Raw genomic sequence first — 18,495 nt, 5'->3', positions numbered from 1 at the left:
ATTGAAAATGAATTAGTGGAGTACTTTGATGAAAAATTTGATTTCTGGAGCGATCGCTCAAGTTAGCTCTTTGTTTAATCAACTACAAGTTAAGCGTTTTTTGGCCGTCGCTCTCGTTGGTTTTATCTTGTTGACCACCAACGCTCAGCCCAACAGCGCTAGCACTAAAGCGATTAGTGACCGAATCAACACCGTCGCTCATCAGAATGATTCTGACCGCCCCAAAACCACAGGCGAATGGAATCGCGAAGCGCGTGAGATCAACTCTGCTGATGGCGAAGGTCGGCTCGAAAGAATTGCCAAAGAGTCTACAGAAGCTGTGAAAGACTTTGGTGGCCTTTATCCTGACACCGCTGACAGAAGCGCTAGCGACCTAGACAAGAATGAACTGCGCCGTCAAGGTTACTCTGACAAAGTGCAACGCTAAGGAATAAATCCTAGGCTCCCCTTCCCTCGTAGGGAGGGGGCTGGGGGTTAGTTTTTTTACGACGCGATCGCAGAATGACGATTGAGAGATTCTTGTTGCATTGCGAGTTTGCGGCTCTCGAAGAGTTGAATCACCCCTTTCGTCACCGTCTCTACAACGACTGGATCGCAGTAAGAAAGAAACTCTTCAGCAGAAATTTCATCCTGGAAGAACGCTTTTGCATGTTTCAACAACTGCCGTAAGGCTGCGAAACCGATCGACTTCACGATAAAAGTTGCGGTCGGCGAGTTTTTCACATCGTAGAACGAATCAATACTGCGGCCTTTTTCGAGCAGTTCTAGCGCATCATGTTCGATTGGAGTTTCTGGCAACCTATAGCTAGAGATTTTGGGTAAGAAATGCTCTAATTGCACCGTTGAAAAGCCTGAAGATGGCAGTTCGCCCATCATGGTAGAGATCGGGACATCGCGGCCAATCCGAAACGCCAACGCTTCAATAATGGCGATCGAGACGAGTTTTGCCCCCAGATACAGCCGAGCCACTTCTAAGTTTTTTGCGGTGTTGTTGATTAGCCGTTGATAGGTTTCGTCGTTAGGTTCACCGTGGAATTGGCGAAACACGACTTCTGGCTTGAGGAAGTTCATGAAACCTTCCATCTTCTGAATCGACAGGCGATAGCCTTGCACTTTGTAAGCGTTGGTGTTTTTCAGGTCGTGGTTGGTTTCCGGGATCAGGTTCCAGGTATTGTCGAGGAAATGGGCGGAGCTAGGAAAGGCGAAGTTTTCTACGTCTCGGTTGGCAAGGCGTACGGATCGTTTCGTGATTTCGAGGGTTTCCGCTTCTGTCCAACCTAAGTCGAACTCCTGACTGATGCTTAAGAGTCTTCGGTATAGGGCCTCGTCGCTAGTGATGCCTTCGGCAGATTTGGGTCGGAAGGGAACGGTGGCTTCAATACAAGCAGCAATTTGGGCTAGATGACTGTAGGAAAGTAGGGATTCTAGGCTTTTGGCAGCAATCACGGCACTGAGAAATTCGTTTTGGCCCGCCATTGGGGACAGTCGCTGACTGGGGGCAAAACCAAATACTGTGAGGACTAAGCTGAAGCTGCGATCGCTCGGTAAGTCTTCTGCATCCAGAATCGCGAGGTGGCCTGGGGTTTCTTTAATGAAGGGGGCGATGAAGCGGCTGATGTTGACGCTGATGCCTTGGTCTACTTGCACATAGACCAGATCGTGGAAGAGGGCAGCCAAAACTTCGATCGCGTCGCCAGAATCGCCCACTTCAAAAATATGCTCTGGGGTGTGGAAGTAGCGCCAGGGTCCTGTCATGGCTTGGATGATCAGTTCTGCGATCTTGTCGAGTTTGGCGATGTCTACTTTGCCTTGGAGCTGTTCTATAGCCCAAGTCAAGCTCTCTAAACACCGTTCTCGATCGCGATCTACATCCATGTGACCCTCCTACTTCCCCTGATTCTGCCAGTGAACACGTACGACTGCTTATAGTTTGTATACCAGTCTTGAGAGAACTGAAAAGTTTGCCTCAATACTGGATTCTCGTTGATTGTACCCACTTCGGAGATTGGTAGTTGTGAGGGCGATCGCTTTCAGCGGGAATTTAGGCTGATCCGCTACAGATTGTAATAATTGACTTGCATTTCGTAGGAGACGACTGATGGCAGAGATGAAATCTGGGAACGCAGGCGATCCGTATGACCTTAACCGCTTTGTGCAAGCCCAGGAGCGTGATTACGAACGGGCGCTGTCTGAGGTCAAAAATGGTCGGAAGCGATCGCACTGGATGTGGTACATCTTCCCGCAATTCGATGGGCTAGGGTTCAGTGCAACATCGAAACGATACGCGATCAAGAGTGTTGCAGAAGCCAAGGCGTACCTGAGTCATCCGATTCTGGGGCCACGACTGATAGCGTGCGCTGAAGCGGCGCTGAGTGTAGAGGGGCGAACTGCACACGAAATTTTTGGTTCGCCTGATGATATGAAGCTCAAATCTTGTGCGACGTTGTTTGCCTACGTGTCACCTGAAGGGTCAGTTTTTGAGCAAGTACTCAACAAGTTTTTTCATGGCGATCGCGATCAGACAACACTCAATTTGCTGGCAAATTTCTTTCAAGCCCCATAATGTAAAACCTTTGCTTGTTTAGCCTGCGCGACAATCGCTCCACAGTGATCGCAGATAATACGAGGTACAAACCTACCTTCACAAAACTGGAGCTTGACTGGCATCTGTAATTACTTCTACAAGGACTCGAATTAATACCAATATTATCTCAGTAAATTTAGACTATATTATTAACATAAACCATGGCATACCAATTCCTCATTATCAGAGGCGAAACTCTCTCAGTCTTATACCATCAAATATTTTCATCAGCACTTGAATTAATATTATCTACGACTGATGTTGTCGATGGTAAATTCTGCTCTTCTATTTTGGTGTTAATAGAGCTTGATTCCTTTTGGTTAATAATTTCTTTGACGAGATGAGCAGTACCAATTGCAGTGTGTTTAACTGTGTGACCTAACCCTTCAGCAGTAAGCATAGCTGCATGACCAGCATCACCCAATCCTTCCTTTACCTTTTCTCCATCCTTAGTTACAACACCATGAACCGTCGTAACAGCGCCATCAGCAAGGCTACCTAGAATCTCCCCAGATGCAGCAGTCACATTGTAGACACCTTTGCCAGCTTTTTTCAAAGTTTCGCTATCAGCAACTTCTCCAGCAATTTCCAAAGCTCCACCTACCGCACCACCAACGACTTTGCCCGCGATCTGTCCCAATCCCTTTAAGAATCCCATGGTAGCCACTTTTTATACTTAGCTTAAAGACATGGTATTTGTTGAAAATATTATTTGTCAAATAAAGATGACTTTATTTATTAAAACTTTAATCATGACGTTATTTTATTTATTAAGTATTGGGTTGAGATACGAAACTGATGTAGCGGCTTGCTGGTTGCGTTGATTAGTTAGAGCAATCACAAAACTTGTGTCAACAATGATTTAACTCGTCACCCTTTTCCCGGCTATGTATAGCCCATAATCAGTCGAGAAGTCTTCTAGTGCATCAATTTTGATGCTTTTGAGCTTAGACATGAGGCTTTGTGTTTGCTGTTGTCTCGCTTGCGTAAAACGTTTGAGTAAGCGGTAGACATCTTCTAGAGATTCTTCAGGAAGCTGATTGATTTCTGCTTGAATTAGTTCTCTAATTGTCATAGTTTCCCCCAACTTTAAATCCCTCATTTTCTATGATGAGCTATTTGGTTGCGATCGCCTTATTTCCTCAGACTGCTGTTACTCCTAACGTCGAGGTCTACCCTGAAAGAGATTACTACTAGGAGAGGTCATGATCGAGGAAAACCAAGTTCAGATTGATGTCTGGAGCGATTACGTTTGCCCCTTCTGCTATTTAGAAGAACCTGTTTTTGAGCAACTGCGACAGGAATACGGCGACACGGTTCAGGTTATATGGCGTGCGTTTGAATTACGTCCTGACCCGATTCCCACACTAGACCCCCAAGGCGAATATCTCCGCACTACTTGGGAGCGTGCCGTTTATCCAATGGCAAAAGAGCGGGGAGTGACTTTGCGCTTACCACCCGTGCAACCTCGTAGTCGCAAAGCCTTAGAAGCGGCAGAGTTTGCTCGCGATCGCGACTGTTTTGAAGCGATGCATCACGCCCTATTCCACGCTTTCTTTGAAGACGGCTTGGATTTGAACAATATCGACATATTGCTAGAGGTTGGCGCATCCGTAGGGTTGGATCGTGACGCTCTCCGCACCGCTCTAGAAGCTGGACAGTACACCGAACGAGTAGTCAGCGATCAATCTCTGGCTCACAAGTTGAATATTTCCGGCGTGCCAGCCCTGCTCATCCACCAAGCCGATGAACCCTTAGAAAAAGCGGTTTTGCTCAGTGGCGCTCAGCCTTATGAAACCGTCCGCACCGTTGTAGAGCGAGTTCGCCATAAAGCGCGATCGCTAGGATAATAGTGAATCTGCGTTAACAAATCTGGCTCGCTGAATTATGACAACTCCTGCCATCCAGTGGTATCCCGGTCACATCGCCAAGGCCGAGAAAGCGCTGCTGAGCCAACTTAAGCTGGTCGATGTAGTGCTCGAAGTGCGCGATGCCCGCATTCCCCTCAGTACACATCACCCACAAGTGCCTCACTGGATTGGCAACAAGGCGAGAGTATTGGTGTTGAATCGGATGGATATGATTCCAACCCCGATGCGCAATCGCTGGACGGAGTGGTTCCAAGCGCAAGGAGAAGAAGCCCTGTTTACCGATGCCCAACATGGCAAAGGGATTGAGGCGATCGCTCAGGCGGCTCAGAATGCAGGTGCCCAAATGAATCAACGACGGCACGATCGCGGCATGTTACCTCGTCCGGTGCGAGCTGTCGTGTTGGGCTTTCCTAATGTCGGCAAGTCAGCCCTGATTAATCGGTTGCTTAAACGGCGAGTGGTAGAGAGCGCGCGGCGAGCAGGGGTAACTAGGCAACTCCGGTGGGTACGAATTTCAGATCAGATTGAACTGCTGGATGCTCCTGGGGTTTTGCCCTCCAAGCTCAACGACCAGGAAGCGGCCTTCAAGCTCGCCATCTGTGATGACATTGGGGAAGCCGCCTACGATAACCAGCGGGTTACCTCAACTCTGATTGATTTGATCAAAGGTTTGCAAGCCACTACCCCCGAAGCCATTTCAGGCAACCCGTTGCGATCGCGCTACGAGCTAGACCCAGCCGAATTTACAGGCGAATCTTATCTCCATGCTCTAGCAGAGCAAAAATACCAAAATGATGTGGAGCGCACGGCTCGACAAATTTTAAATGACTTCCGCAAAGGTATCCTCGGCTCCATTGCTTTGGAACTACCACCCGATTAAGTCAACAACCGTAGCCCGCACCTGAAAACACCTGTTTGAGTTGGTTGCCTTGGTACTCGTAGATGCCAAAGCTGGTGCTTTCGTAACCTATGTTTCTCACGATCGCTTCTTGAATGCCATCACCGTTGATATCAACCGTGGTAATCAAGTCGTAGGCAGGTCGAGCCGCGATCGCGCTGTAGGGCGTTAATTTATTAGCTAGGTGTCTGGGCTGCGAACCATCATAAGTTAACCAAACATTGGCATAAGCACCCACCACACCACCATTTCTCGAACCCCTGGAAGACTCATTTTTGGGATCGGCTCCCTTCCGCACCAAGCCGTAGATTTCTGGCTGACCGTCTTGATCGAGATCTACCACTGAAATCTCTTCCACCACGGTTTCACCAGTCACATTCTTCACTTGTGGATCTATGGAGAAAAAAGCATTGGCTGTGCTGGTGAGGTCTTGGCGATATTTGGCTTCAGCCGTAGCATCTGGGGTTGCGATCGCATTTTTGGCTGGATTGTATTGACTCAGCGCGATCGTCCAGCGCCAAGATTCATCAAATTGTTTGTCTCCAATCGAGCCACTGAAGCCGCCGACTTGATCTTCCGGCAAGCTATTGAATACTGCTTCTAGCGATCGCTCACCAGAAAAATTTCCTTGTCCCGTCAATTTTGTGGAGCAAGCAAATTGGCTAATGCCCAACTTCTGAACCTGAAATTCTCCTAATTTCTCACCTTGGTTCAAAACCGTAAAATTCTGCACCGCGCTCAAAAGAGATTGATTACCAAAGTTTCTGAGCAACACATCTTCTGAGAGATTATCTCGAACAGAAGTTGTTACGTCTGTGCTGACATCGACATAACGACCATTAATCAAAAGCGCGATCGGATAAATCTCTCCTCTGTATTCATTCGTGAGATTATCTTTTTTGACAAGAGAAAGACCGATTAAATTAGTTTGCTGAATGTTAGCAGGGCGATCGCCCTGATTAGGTTTTTGAGCGTTTATTAACTGATTGGAGGGAAGCTTGCAGGCTGTTAAGGTTGCTAATCCTAGCAACAGCCCTACGCGAGAGAGCAAATTATAATTCATCACGACAGCCATTGTCACAACACAGCACTTAATTCAATAGCTCTCAAACTTTGTGACAATTTTAGTTTTGAGACCTATTTTATTTAGTGCCCGTACTATTACAACAAACTGTGATCACCAGATTCCACAAACACTCTTGAATTCTGGATTCTGACCCTTTCCCTCCATCTCCTTAGTTACAGCTCAAACCCCATCTCCTTCAACCCCTGACGTAATCTTTGCGCTTCAAGAGGATTGTTGTTTTGCTGATGCAGCGCGATCGCTTGCCGAAAGGCGGTTAAGCTTTCCTGCACCTGACCCAATTTCCATAGGACTACGCCTAAATTTTGGTGAGCATCAGCGTAGTTGGGTTGCAAAAACAGTGCTTCTCGATATGCGGCGATCGCGTGCGGCAAATCTCCTAGGGCTTTGAAAGTCATGCCCAAGTTGTAATAACCCGGTGCAAACGTAGAGTCAATTTTGAGAGTTGTCTCATAGACTCCTTTGGCTCCCACCAGATCTCCTTTTGCCTTCAAGAGGTTGCCCAAATTGTTGTAGGCACCGAGTTTTAGCTTCGGCATAATTGATTGCTGCAAAGCCAGTTGGTAGTGTTGCTCGGCTTTTGCCCATTGTTGCAAGCGACTGTAAGCAATGCCTAAGTGATAATGCAACTCATACAACACAGAAGCATCGGCTGCTTTGGAGGTTAAACCCCGCTTTAGCAACTCAATGCCTTGGGGCACTTCATTCATTTGCACATATAGCGCCCCTAATTTGCTGCACACATAAGGATCACTAGGGTGATGTTTGAGAAAACCCTCCATTGCCGTGCGAGCTTTGGTAAATTTGTCTCGACTCGCGATCGCCCCTGCTTGATATCCTTCGTGGAGAATCGCGACCTCTGGCAAATATCCTACTTGCCAATGCGGTTCCATGCTCTGAATCAGGGATACGCTTTCGTCTACCATCGCGTGGTAGGGCCGCACAAAACTGATGTCAGGATGGTTGCGAAAGAGCCGCGAAACCAGCGAATAAGGAGATTGTTCTGCACCAATTTCCTGTCGTACCAAACTGATCAATAAATAAGGTTGCTCACTGCCAATAGTTTGACGCAGAGCGGGCACAATACCGGGCGCTAAACGCTCATCAGCATCTAACACTAAAATCCAATCGCCCTGGACATACTTCAGCGACTCATTGCGAGCCGCTGAAAAGTCATTGCTCCACTCAAAGGAATGGACTTTAGCACCGAAGCTCTTGGCGATCTCTGGGGTGCGATCGCTAGAGCCTGTGTCTAGGACGATCATCTCATCAACGACTCCTTGCACACTTTTTAAGCAGTGCGGCAAAGTAGCTTCTTCGTTTTTGACAATCATGCAAAGACTGAGCATCATGGCATTACAAGAACGGGCGAACACCGTTTCATTTTAAGACTTCTGCATCCAGCCACGAGTACCAAAACATTCACAAGACCGAGCGGCAACCTGAGCCGCTTCAGCCAGGGCACGCTGGAAATTAGCTTGCAAAACAAAATGGCAAAATGCTCCATGAAAAATATCTCCTGCTCCCAATGTGTCTACCACATTCGCTGGAGGTACTGCGATCGCACCCATCTCATCGGTCGTGCTGTATTGAATCGGTTGCCCCCCGCAGGTGATAGCAATTTGGGGAACGCCTAAAGCAGTCAGGTAAGCAAAAACTGTTGCTGAATTATGGCAATCGGGCGAATGAAAGTTCGCTGAACAGATTGCGTAGTCTGTGAGTGCCAACACTTGCTCAAATCCTGGCTTCCAACTGCCACCATCGACTACAACTGGAATATTTTGCGCTTTGGCTTGTTGAGCGATCGCCACTCCAACTGCCATCTGATGCCCATCGATCAGCACCACATCCACATCTCGCAAAATATTTGAGGGAATCCGATCGGGTGCCATCTGGATTTTGCTGGCATTGATCGACACTACCGCTCGTTCACCTGTGGTTTCCGTCGTGATAATCGAGGAGACCGGGGGTGGTTCGGTACGGTTGGGGTCAAGGTCAGCGATCGCTACACCACAACTATCTAAGTCGGCTCGAATCAAGTTGGTAATCGGGTGGCTACCGACCACTCCCAGAATCGTGGCTTGATTGTTCAAAGCGCTAAAAGCCACCGCAGCATTGGTCGCTGGCCCTCCAGCAGATACCGTGTAGTCTGATGCCACCAATTTTTGATTGTTGGTCGGTGGTGCCGCAGCTAGATAAACCATATCCAAAGTCACCATGCCCACAAACAATCCCCGCTGAGCCATATTGTCTCCTGATTGATCTTTCCTGCTGCTTACCTAGCGACACAGGCAAGATGTTCACTCCACAAGATAGTATGGCCAAATGGAAATCAAAGCTGGAACCCTCTATATCGTTGGGACACCCATCGGCAATCTGGAAGACATGACCTTCCGGGCAATTCAGGTGTTAAAAGAAGTGAGCGCGATCGCGGCTGAAGACACGCGCCACACCGGAAAGCTGCTCCAGCACTTTCAGATCAAAACGCCACAGATTAGTTATCACGACCACAATCGCCTCAGCCGTCTCCCAGAGATGATTAGTCGGTTACAGCAAGGCCAAGCGATCGCCCTCGTTACGGATGCGGGAATGCCCGGAATTTCTGACCCTGGTTATGAGTTGGTCAAAGCTTGCGCGGAGGAGGGGGTGCCAGTGGTGCCCATTCCTGGCCCCAGTGCTGCGATTACCGCGTTGAGCGCTTCTGGCCTACCGAGCGATCGCTTTGTGTTTGAGGGATTCTTGCCTGCGAAAGGCTCAGAACGTCGCACCCGCCTAGAAACCTTAAAACCGGAATCCCGCACGCTGATTTTTTACGAAGCTCCCCATCGTCTGCAACAAACCCTCCAGGATTTTGCAGCGACCTTCGGCGGCGATCGCGAGATTGCTTTAGGGCGAGAATTAACGAAGCTCCACGAAGAAATCTGGCGTGGCACCATGACCGAGGCGATCGCTTACTACAGCACCCGCGAAGCTCACGGAGAATTTACGCTAGTGGTCATGGGTGCAGAGCCAACAGAACTGGTACTGACCGAAGACGCCTTAAAAGCAGAGCTACAAGTGCTAATTGGGCAGGGAATTTCGCGATCGCAAGCCAGCCGCCAACTTGCCCAACAAACTGCCTTACCTCGTCGCCAACTCTACCAACTAGCACTGACCATTCCAGAACCTACAGACAACGAAAGTGATACTCAATCCTCGGTTTGAGCTGCTTTTGCTTCGTCTTCCAGCGCTTGAATTGCCAACAACAGCTCTTCTTCTTGAGCTTCAAAGTCTTCTTCCGACACTTCGCCCATATCAAAGGCTAATTGCAGAGTGAGCAGTCGCTTACTGAGGTTTTCTTTATCGTCCCACTCAGCATTCACTCGTTCTTGAATCTGTGAGCCCAGCCAGGTTATACCTGCGAGGGGACCAGTAATCGGTGCTAATAGTAAGTCAAAAAACATAGCCAGCCTAATTTAATTGGCAAGTTGGGCGAAGTTATAGGGAGCGGTGAAGTTGTTGTAGCGGATGCGTAACCGCCCCTCAAACTGCAAATCCAGTGCTTCCACTTTTTCACTAAATGCAGCTTCATCATCCCAAGCAATCAAATAAGCCGCGTTGTAGATCATGGCTTCTGTTAGCGGATCATTTTCCAATGCACTGCTAGCTAGAGGATTCAAGGTAGATCGAAATACTTGAATAATGCTTTGCTTGCGAGCTTCTACGGCTTGTTCGATCGCCTGACCAATCCGAATTACCTCATCCATACTGAGGGATTTACCTTCTAAGCGATCGCGCTCGGAGCGTAGCTGCTCATCTTGAGCTAACAGAGCTTGTACCTCAGCCTCAGCGTCCCAAAATATTTTTACACCAACTTCTCTGCGGCCATCAAGTTTTTGGAACAGTTGTTCTAATTTGGGCCCCTGAGTTGCAGTGAGTTGTTCTGTGACGGTGCGCCAATCTTCTACAATTAAACCAAATTGCAAAGGGAGCAAAGTTCGGTGGCCTGTATGCATTGCTTGTTCTAGCACTTTCTCGTGGTCTAGCAAGTTGCGCCGGCTGGCTAAATAACGCTCTTGCTGGGCCTCGGAGTAGAGAAACGTGAATCCATCTAAAACATGGGTATGAACAGGCTGTTTATCTAAACCCTGGGCTTCTAATTGTTGGGGGCCAGGGGTGGGGAAAATTCCATACAAATACAATCCAGTTCCCATCTGTTTTACCTATTGCAATGTTTAAGGATTAAGTGCAATGAATACTATTTTTTATAGCGGCTGTGAGGTCAGCACTAGCTTGAGTTTGGCTTGAATTAAATTCAGTTGAGCCAGTCCTAGATCTACGCTGCCTTCAACGACCACACCTGTATTTAGGAGGCGATCCAGCAACTCTAGAATTGAGGGATTAGTAGAAGTCTCGCCCGGATAGTAGCCTCCAGCTTTAGGCAACAGATTGCCAATTTCTCCCAAGTCAATATTTAAGTCTGCGGGATCCACTTCAAAGATTTCGCAAAGGTGAACCACTTGTTCTTCTAACTTACGGAGACTGCCAGCAGCTCGGTCTAAATCCTCGTCGCTCAGGCGTCCTGCTTCCATCCGCCGAATCACCTGAGCTTCCATCAGTTGCCGCACTAGCTCGACCACAGTCAGCAGCAACGGCGCTAAACCAGCATCTTTAGTTGATCGCTGAGGCTCTAGCAATAAGGGGGGCGGGGGGTCTGATAATGGCATGGCTTGACCCTAAGGCTACGAGTTTAGTATGCCCAGCGCGACCGCCATCCTCCCATTTCACCCTGCTCCATAAAACTCTTATCCACAAAAAAGTGGGCATGAAGCCCACTCGGAGAGGGAGAGTCTATGGCAAAGGAAAAACTATGTTTTTAAGCGGGAGCTGTGGGTAATGAGGCGGGAGTGGTGCGTAAGGCTCGCAATTCTGTTTCTAGCCCCTCGATCCGTTGGAGGAGTTGCTGATTGGCCTCCATCAGGCTGTGGGTTTGGCTACTGAGATGAGGATCGCTTTCCCACCAATTGATGCCAATCTCCTTCGCCTTGTCTACCGAAGAAATTAGCAAGCGAATCCGAATGCTTAGCAGTTCGGTAGAGCCAACTGAAACGGAAATGTCTCCCGCAATCACAATGCCTTTATCTAAAACTCGTTCTAGAACATCGGCTAAGGTTGAGCCTTGAGTAGCAGTGGCGATCGCACCACGGTTAGAACTGCTAGGGGCGGGCATTTGGGGGAAAGTAGTCACAGTGGGGCTTCCTCAGGAAGTGACGTAGAGGCGATTGTTGCGTTGAGCTAGGATTCCCTTTTGAGCTAGGGAACGTAACGCATTCACCGCCTGAAATCGATTCATGCTTAAAGCTGCTTCAATTTCTGAGACTCTTGCTCCCTCAGCTTGGCGCAGATAGGTATAGACTTCTGCCTCATCTAACCCCAGTTGGTCTTGGTCGTTAATTTCAGGTTCCGCGATCGCAGCGACAGGTTCAGTGGCAGATTGAGGAGTAGCCTGGGGTTCAGCAGCCTTTACAGTGGCTGTCTCGACTGCAACTGAGGTATTTGTGATGGTCACAGCGCGATCGACATACTCTGTTTGTGGCGGTGCAGTTGCGGGTGTGGGTGAGATCGCCTTAGGTTCGCGGCAAACGAGTTCGTTGAGGAGTTCCCAAAGCAGGGTGGTAGATTCCTGGAGGGGCAAACTGGTGCGAGAAAGCAGTATGTCCATGCAGATATCGCGGAAGTCAGCATCTTCTGCCATGACAGGAATATTATGCTCTTGGCAAACTTTGGCGATCGCAATGCCAGAGCGTAAACCAGAAGATTTTTCAGCCCCTGATTTGAGCCGAAAAGCTTTGACCAACTGGGTGATTAAGATGGCGCTTTCTCGCTCGATCTCGGTCTTCTGTACCAAAATTTCCTGCTGAGTCAGCTCATCTGGTTCTGGCATGTTAATTGTGACCAGACGATCCATCAAGGCATCTTGGGTAGAATGCACCCCGCAGTATTCTTCTGGATTGGAGGTGAAGATAGCCCGGAATTGAGGATTGACTCGCACATATTCGGGACGATTGCCGCTGGGTGGCAGAGCCAAAATCTTTTCTTCTAAAGCAGAGAGTAAAACGTTGTTGACTTCGGGACGAGAGCGGTTGAACTCGTCGTAGACCAAGGTGAAGCCTTCGCGGCAAGCCAAGGTGAGGCGCGAGTCTACCCAGTTTTGCTTGAGTTCATCCTCGACTTTGACAACGCTGTGGATGAAGTTGTCTACAACTTTTTTGCGGGTATAACCCAATTGGTTGCCAATTAGGTCTGAAGTTTTGAACTCGTCATCGCCAAAGACCAACATAATGGGCCGAGTCAAAAGATCAGCCAAGTGTAAAGCAAGAGTGGTTTTACCTGTGCCAGCAGGGCCACGCAGATGCACGGAAAATCCAGATTGCAGGTAGCGCAAAGCTCTAGCAGCCACACGCTCGACGGCGGGAGTGCTGACAAATCGACGGGGGCGGGCTTGTAGAACGGTACTCACAGGTTAAATTCCTCTTGGGTGTAATAGACGCGATCGCGCTGCGTAATTAAACCTTTGGTGATTAAGGAGCGGAGCACATCGACGGCTTGAATTCGATTAATCGTTAAAGCAGTTTCTAGTTCTGCTAAACGAGCTCCTTGAACTTGATGGATGTAGTTGTAAACTTCTTTTTCGATGTCTACAGGTGTGGGTTGAGCAGGGGGAATTGGAGCGCTATTAGGCTCTAGATTTGACCTCTGCCCGTCTGTGGCCCTCTTCTCTTGTAGGAGAGGGGATGGGGGAGAGGTTTGGCTTTGAGTTAATTGATTTTCTAAATCTGCGCCCCAAACAGAAGTTCGCAAGTGAGTGCAATATTGCTGTAGTTCAGTGCGAAAGGTGGCGAAGCGTTGGAATAGAGCTGCAACACGGGCTTGGCGATCGCTTCTACTTTGGCTGAGTGTTTGTTGTAGTTGTTGGGCTCGGTCTTCTCGCAGTAGCTCCAACTCCCACAAATAGCGCTGCACATCAGCACTGAGTTTCTCGACAAAGGTAGTGAGTTCTTTTGCTTGTTGGGTTCGCATCAAGACCCGTTCATGCTGACTGGTTGATAAGAGCGCTTGAGTTTCTTGTTGCAGCGTAGAAACTTGCGTTTGGATCTCCTGGCGCAGCAGGGCAACACTGGCATTTAGCTTGGAGTGGAATTGGCGTAGTTCTTGGGCTAATTGCTCAGCCATCAGCGATCGCTCTATGGCAGTCAGTGATAAAAACTCAGCCGTCTGCTGTTGGAGCTGCTGTACAAAAGTATCTAGTTGCTCAGCTAGCTCCTCAGCTTGGATTTGACGCTCTAAGCGACTGTAAGCCAAAAAATTCTGGGTTTCTTGTTGCAACGCCTGGACTGATTGTTGCAGTTGCAGCCGGAACAGATGTTGGTTGGTTTGCCGAAGTTCACTCTCTTCAGTTAGATCAGCACGGAACGCAGCGAGGTTGCGGTGGACCTGAGCTGCTCGTACTTGACGTTGTTGCCGCGTTGCCGCTAAATCTGCTTGTACTTGTTGCTGGCGCTGAGCAAGCTGCTGCTGGCGCTCTTGCCGCTGTTCCTGCCATAAGTTTCTCAGAGCAACCATCGAGAGTTTCCTTCTACAAGCTGAGAGATGAACTGAAATGGAAAAATGGGGAGTCAGTCAAGACCCCCCAAGCTAGCTACTAAGCAGCAGGAACCGCAGCTTGAGTGGTCAAACCCACTGCTTCGGCATACTTTAGATAGGTTTCAACGGAAGCAATTACAACCCGTGCTTCGATTGCCAACAGTTCGATTCCTACTAGGGAAACGCGAACCCAAGCATCAATGACAATGCCTTTGTCGAGGATGCGATCAATTACTTCAGCCAAGCTAGAGGAGGAGTTTACTTTTTCAACAGCCATGATGATTTCCTAAGTGTATTAATTGGTAAATTTCTGGGGCTTGACACGCCGCAGCCTTCTCATAGCAAGGGTTTGATGGAGCTGTGGGTACAAGGCTAGAATAAGTATTTAAGGTATTAAAAAGGCCAGCATAAACACGGAAAATCTGCCTCAGCAATTTTTGCTGTTGAGAGAAGTACTGAGGACAGTGCGTGAAGCTCGGAAAAGCTTTTGCAATGAATTGATTCAGGGATGCGATCGCTCCCACCTCAAAAATAAGCAGCACTTCATCATTAAAATGCTGCCTATAGGAACCTGCTTTCTTTGGGAAACTGCGCTCCATGCTCCTGAGAACCTATACGAAAGGGTATGGAGCTAGCGAAAAGAGTTATGGGGTTTGTCTTTGGGCAGCGAGAGCTTGATAAGCAGCGGCAAACTCATCGTTACTAATCCGGATTTGGGTAGGATCGGCAAGTTCTGTGGCTCGGTACTGTCGAATGGCTTCTAAAGCGGCTTGATTACTCAGGAGGGCTAAATCTGCACCGTTCCAGCCTTCCGTTTGGGCGGCCCAAGATGCTAGGTCTACGCCTTGCAGAGGTCGATCTTGGTTGTGAACTTGCAGAATGGCGAGGCGACTGGCTTGATCCGGTAGATCTACTTTGAGCTGTAAATCTAAGCGTCCCGCTCGCAGTAGGGCTGGGTCGAGGGCATCGGGGCGATTGGTCGCTCCAATCAGTAACACGTTAGGGCAGCCCTGCAAGCCATCTAGTTCAGTTAAAAGTTGGCCGACGACGCGATCGCTAACCCCGGAGTCTCCATTAAAGCGGCCTCTTGCGGGAGCTAGCGTGTCAATTTCATCCACAAACACCACACAAGGAGCCGCTTGACGTGCTTTACCAAAGAGTTCCCGCACTGCTTGTTCGGCAGCACCGACCCAACGGCTCAATAATTCTGGGCCATTAACGGCGATGAAGTTGGCTCTAGCTTGAGAAGCCACGGCTTTGGCGAGGAGAGTTTTACCTGTACCTGGTGGTCCCCAGAGGAGAATGCCGCGTGGCGCTTTGGCTCCCGTTTGTTGATAGAGTTCTGGGTAAAGCAGTGCCCCTTCCACGGATTCTTGTAGCGTTCGCTTCAGGTCATCTAGTCCGCCAATATCATCCCAAGCTACGTCTGGCGACTCAATCTCTACCGAGCGCAGCACGGCGGGCTTGACTTCTTTGATGGCTTGCAAGAAGTCCTGCTGCGTCAGGGTCATTTCTTCGGGCAGGGGTTCATCCAAAGAAGGCACCAAGCGGCGTAAAGCACTGTAAGCAGCTTTTTGGCAAAGGGCTTTGAGGTCTGCGCCCACTAGGCCAACTGCTAAGTCAGCGATCGCCCCTAAGTCCACTGAATCTAAGGGCATGGACTGGGTGAGAATCTGCAAAATCTCCAATCTGCCATCGCGATCGGGCACTCGAAATTGGACTTCGCGATCGAAGCGACCGGGACGACGCAGCGCTGGATCAAGATGATCGGGGCGATTGGTAGCCGCGAGGACAATTACACCTTCGGCTTTGGCGAAGCCATCCATGAGGCCCAATAGTTGCGCGACCAGACGCTTTTCTACTTCCCCTTCGACTTTGCTGCGATCGGGAGCAAGGCTATCAATTTCGTCAATAAATACCAAGCAAGGGGCTGATTTGGCGGCTTTTTCAAAAATGGCTCGCAATCGACCTTCGGCTTCCCCGTAGTATTTGCCCATCACCTCTGGGCCAACGATCGCGATGTAGTTGACACCTAAGTCTTCGGCTAAGGTGCGAGCCGTTAGAGTTTTGCCTGTTCCCGGTGGCCCTACCAACAAAACTCCCTTGGTGGGTTCTAAGCCTAATCGTTGTAATAATTCTGGACGCTTGAGGGGAATTTCTACCAGTTCTCGCAGTTCTTTGAGGACAGGTGCTAACCCACCCACGGTTTGTAATGGTGGAGTTTTAGAATCACGGGTCGGTGGCGTGACGGTGACTTCGGGGGTTGGAGTGGATGTCGCATCAGCGCTAGGAGAAGTGACAGGCCCACGACGCACGCCCATACCTGAGGGGATGTTTCCTTGGCGGGGAATACTACTTAAACTGCGGGAGCGAAACTGAATATCTGTTTTGATTTCTCCCTGTTCTGCCTTTTCTTCTAGGGCTTTGGCGAGTTCTATCAGTTGCTCGAACCCTTTGAATAAGTTGTCCATGCTTGTGCTGCCAGTTGAGTGATGCCAGTGAGGTGATGCGAGATAGCGATCGGTTCCAGGCCCATTGATTCAGGTGTAACAATCTTTACGAGCCTATGCATCAGTATGATTCCCTGCAACTCGCTCTCTTTAGCGGCAAAGGTGGTGTTGGTAAAACCACACTTTCTTGCGGTTTCGCTCGCCGCTGGGCCAAACAGTTTCCTGAGCAAACAATTCTTTTAGTTTCCACGGACCCAGCTCATTCCTTAGGCGATGTGCTGCAAGTAGAAGCCAGTAATACGTCCCATCCCTTAGCCGATTTGCCCAACTTACAAGTGCGATCGCTGGATGCGGCTGTCCTCCTGCAAGATTTTAAAGCTCGGTACGGTCAAGTCTTGGAGCTTTTAGTGGAGCGAGGCAGTTTTGTCCAGGGAGAAGATTTATCTCCCGTTTGGAACCTAAGTTGGCCAGGGCTGGATGAGTTGATGGGCATTCTAGAAATCCAACGCTTACTGCGGGAAGGAGAAGCCGATCGCGTGGTGGTGGATATGGCACCTAGCGGCCACACAATTAACTTGTTTAAGTTGATGGATTTCTTGGATGAGTTGCTGGCAGCCCTAGAACTGTTTCAAGAAAAACATCGAGTTTTAAGCCAAAGTTTTACCGGACGTTACACCGACGATGATGCTGATGCTTTTCTCTACGAGATGAAGGCAGAGCTATTGGCTGGGCGACAGCTTTTGCAAAAACCTGACTGCACCGCTTGTTTGGTAGTGGCGATCGCTGAGCCGATGAGCTTTTTGGAAACTCAGCGGTTTCTAGAAGCACTGAACCAACTCCAAATTCCCCTGGGTGGATTGCTGGTGAATCATATTCTCACGCCGCTTGAGGATGGCGATCGCTACTATGAGCAGCAAGAGATTTTAGGCAAGTTTCAAATTCTGGGTGAGCAGCCGATTTTTACCGTGCCTCAGCAACTTGAGGAACCTGTCGGCTCAGTCCCGCTCGATCAGCTTCTAGCCCAGATCGCGCCTTTAGAAGTTGTGGCTTCCACTCCGCCCGTGGTGGTGCAATGGCCTACCAAAGTTTCTCCCAGTTTCGATGATTTTATGGCGGCAGGTCGGCAACTTTTACTCGTTGGGGGCAAAGGAGGAGTGGGCAAAACCACAGTCGCCGCCGCGATCGCTTGGGGCATGGCTGAACGACATCCCGATCGCCAAGTGCGAGTGATTTCCATAGACCCCGCTCATTCTTTAGGCGATGCCTTTGGGCAACCGTTAGGACACCAACCGACGGCATTAACTTCCAACTTAACTGGACAAGAGATTGATGCCAGCCAAGTTTTGGATCAGTTTCGGGAGGAGTACCTGTGGGAACTGGCGGAGATGATGAGTGGGGATAGTGCCGAGGGCGATCGCACGCTGAGCATTGCCTACGGCCCCGAAGCATGGCGACGGATTGCCGCTCAAGCGTTACCAGGTATTGATGAGATGTTATCGCTAATCACAGTGATCGATTTGCTGGAGCGGCAAGAGCAAGATTTGATTATTTTGGATATGGCTCCGACCGGACATTTGCTTAGATTTCTAGAAATGCCTACCGCTCTCGGAGATTGGCTTGCCTGGATTTTTAAGCTGTGGATTAAATATCAGGATGTGTTAGGGCGAACTGAGTTTATGGGTCGTCTGCGATCGCTACGGCAACGAGTGATGCAAGCGCAAAAACGGCTTCAAGACCCGAAATACACCGAGTTTATTTTGGTGTTACAAGCACAATCGGCCATTGTGGCGGAGGGCCAGCGTTTAGCTCAGTCCTTGACGAAGATGGGGGTGCCTCAACGCTACGTGGTGCACAACCGCTTTGCACCAGAACTCCAACTGACTGCTGATGCCTTGCCTCAACACACCATGATTCATCTGCCAGTCTTGCCCCGCTCAGTTAGTCCCCTCGCTCGGATTCAAGGTGCGGCTGAGTTATTGTTCTAA

20 protein-coding genes are annotated in these 18,495 nt (G+C 49.3%); 6 read left to right on the top strand and 14 right to left on the bottom strand.

The window, feature by feature from the left end; all coding sequences use genetic code 11:
* The first annotated feature begins 28 nt into the window (after nt 1–28).
* Nucleotides 29–427 (top strand): hypothetical protein, encoded by a 399-nt coding sequence (locus NDA01_RS21010; protein ID WP_190553754.1) that lies wholly within the window; start codon nt 29–31, stop codon nt 425–427.
* Nucleotides 428–483: 56 nt separating this feature from the next.
* Here the strand turns inward: NDA01_RS21010 and NDA01_RS21005 are convergent, their stop codons facing one another.
* Nucleotides 484–1,875 carry a hypothetical protein gene (locus NDA01_RS21005; protein WP_348229480.1) on the bottom strand — a complete coding sequence of 464 codons (1,392 nt, stop codon included), beginning with the start codon at nt 1,873–1,875 and terminating at the stop codon, nt 484–486.
* A gap of 223 nt (nt 1,876–2,098) precedes the next feature.
* Between NDA01_RS21005 and NDA01_RS21000 the strand changes: the two genes are divergently transcribed.
* Nucleotides 2,099–2,563: a DUF1810 domain-containing protein gene (locus NDA01_RS21000; protein WP_348229479.1), complete on the top strand. Its 465-nt coding sequence runs from the start codon at nt 2,099–2,101 to the stop codon at nt 2,561–2,563.
* Between the two features lie 235 nt (nt 2,564–2,798).
* Here the strand turns inward: NDA01_RS21000 and NDA01_RS20995 are convergent, their stop codons facing one another.
* Nucleotides 2,799–3,242, bottom strand: coding sequence for a hypothetical protein (locus NDA01_RS20995; RefSeq protein ID WP_348229478.1), 444 nt, complete (start codon nt 3,240–3,242; stop codon nt 2,799–2,801).
* Between the two features lie 204 nt (nt 3,243–3,446).
* Nucleotides 3,447–3,659, bottom strand: a complete 213-nt coding sequence (locus NDA01_RS20990; protein WP_348229477.1) for a hypothetical protein — start codon at nt 3,657–3,659, stop codon at nt 3,447–3,449.
* A 130-nt stretch (nt 3,660–3,789) separates the two neighbouring features.
* Between NDA01_RS20990 and NDA01_RS20985 the strand changes: the two genes are divergently transcribed.
* Nucleotides 3,790–4,434, top strand: a complete 645-nt coding sequence (locus NDA01_RS20985; protein ID WP_348229476.1) for a DsbA family oxidoreductase — start codon at nt 3,790–3,792, stop codon at nt 4,432–4,434.
* A gap of 37 nt (nt 4,435–4,471) precedes the next feature.
* Nucleotides 4,472–5,335, top strand: coding sequence for a ribosome biogenesis GTPase YlqF (gene ylqF, locus NDA01_RS20980; protein WP_348229475.1), 864 nt, complete (start codon nt 4,472–4,474; stop codon nt 5,333–5,335).
* 1 nt (nt 5,336) lies between these two features.
* On the opposite strand, the gene NDA01_RS20975 is transcribed toward ylqF, so the two are convergent.
* From NDA01_RS20975 to NDA01_RS20965, 3 genes are all read right to left on the bottom strand, one after another.
* Entirely contained in the window at nt 5,337–6,416 is a 1,080-nt protein-coding gene (locus NDA01_RS20975) for a hypothetical protein (RefSeq protein WP_348229474.1), read from the bottom strand.
* 176 nt (nt 6,417–6,592) lie between these two features.
* On the bottom strand, nt 6,593–7,789 hold the full coding sequence (locus NDA01_RS20970) for a tetratricopeptide repeat protein (protein WP_348229473.1): 1,197 nt from the start codon (nt 7,787–7,789) through the stop codon (nt 6,593–6,595).
* 33 nt (nt 7,790–7,822) lie between these two features.
* On the bottom strand, nt 7,823–8,683 hold the full coding sequence (locus NDA01_RS20965) for a PfkB family carbohydrate kinase (RefSeq protein WP_348229472.1): 861 nt from the start codon (nt 8,681–8,683) through the stop codon (nt 7,823–7,825).
* Nucleotides 8,684–8,762: 79 nt separating this feature from the next.
* On the opposite strand from NDA01_RS20965, the gene rsmI reads away from it, so the two are divergent.
* Nucleotides 8,763–9,641, top strand: coding sequence for a 16S rRNA (cytidine(1402)-2'-O)-methyltransferase (rsmI, locus tag NDA01_RS20960; protein WP_190432670.1), 879 nt, complete (start codon nt 8,763–8,765; stop codon nt 9,639–9,641).
* Here the strand turns inward: rsmI and NDA01_RS20955 are convergent.
* The 8 genes from NDA01_RS20955 to NDA01_RS20920 form a co-directional block, all read right to left on the bottom strand.
* Complete coding sequence (locus NDA01_RS20955) at nt 9,626–9,880, bottom strand: gas vesicle protein GvpG (RefSeq protein ID WP_190432669.1); 255 nt, start codon at nt 9,878–9,880, stop codon at nt 9,626–9,628. The genes rsmI and NDA01_RS20955 overlap by 16 nt on opposite strands.
* 12 nt (nt 9,881–9,892) lie before the next feature.
* On the bottom strand, nt 9,893–10,630 hold the full coding sequence (gene gvpF / locus NDA01_RS20950) for a gas vesicle protein GvpF (RefSeq protein WP_190432668.1): 738 nt from the start codon (nt 10,628–10,630) through the stop codon (nt 9,893–9,895).
* A gap of 51 nt (nt 10,631–10,681) precedes the next feature.
* On the bottom strand, nt 10,682–11,143 hold the full coding sequence (locus tag NDA01_RS20945) for a gas vesicle protein K (RefSeq protein ID WP_190432667.1): 462 nt from the start codon (nt 11,141–11,143) through the stop codon (nt 10,682–10,684).
* A 149-nt stretch (nt 11,144–11,292) separates the two neighbouring features.
* Complete coding sequence (locus NDA01_RS20940; protein ID WP_431193479.1) at nt 11,293–11,664, bottom strand: gas vesicle protein; 372 nt, start codon at nt 11,662–11,664, stop codon at nt 11,293–11,295.
* A 12-nt stretch (nt 11,665–11,676) separates the two neighbouring features.
* Nucleotides 11,677–12,936: a gas vesicle protein GvpN gene (gvpN, locus tag NDA01_RS20935; protein ID WP_348229471.1), complete on the bottom strand. Its 1,260-nt coding sequence runs from the start codon at nt 12,934–12,936 to the stop codon at nt 11,677–11,679.
* Complete coding sequence (gene gvpC / locus NDA01_RS20930; protein WP_348229470.1) at nt 12,933–14,039, bottom strand: gas vesicle protein GvpC; 1,107 nt, start codon at nt 14,037–14,039, stop codon at nt 12,933–12,935. The genes gvpN and gvpC overlap by 4 nt, the downstream gene beginning before the upstream one ends.
* A 79-nt stretch (nt 14,040–14,118) precedes the next feature.
* Nucleotides 14,119–14,337 (bottom strand): gas vesicle structural protein GvpA, encoded by a 219-nt coding sequence (gene gvpA / locus NDA01_RS20925; RefSeq protein ID WP_190553740.1) that lies wholly within the window; start codon nt 14,335–14,337, stop codon nt 14,119–14,121.
* A gap of 367 nt (nt 14,338–14,704) precedes the next feature.
* Nucleotides 14,705–16,531 (bottom strand): AAA family ATPase, encoded by a 1,827-nt coding sequence (locus tag NDA01_RS20920; RefSeq protein ID WP_348229469.1) that lies wholly within the window; start codon nt 16,529–16,531, stop codon nt 14,705–14,707.
* 95 nt (nt 16,532–16,626) lie between these two features.
* Here NDA01_RS20920 and NDA01_RS20915 point away from each other — a divergent pair, with 95 nt between their 5' ends.
* The gene (locus NDA01_RS20915; RefSeq protein WP_348229468.1) at nt 16,627–18,495 is read left to right on the top strand and encodes an ArsA family ATPase; all 1,869 of its coding nucleotides are present in this window, start codon (nt 16,627–16,629) and stop codon (nt 18,493–18,495) included.

It is taken from the genome of Trichocoleus desertorum AS-A10, assembly GCF_039962155.1.
In the GTDB taxonomy this organism is placed as follows: domain Bacteria; phylum Cyanobacteriota; class Cyanobacteriia; order FACHB-46; family FACHB-46; genus Trichocoleus.
The sequence above is the reverse complement of the archived record's forward strand: the minus strand, read 5'-3'. Positions and strand labels throughout refer to the sequence as shown.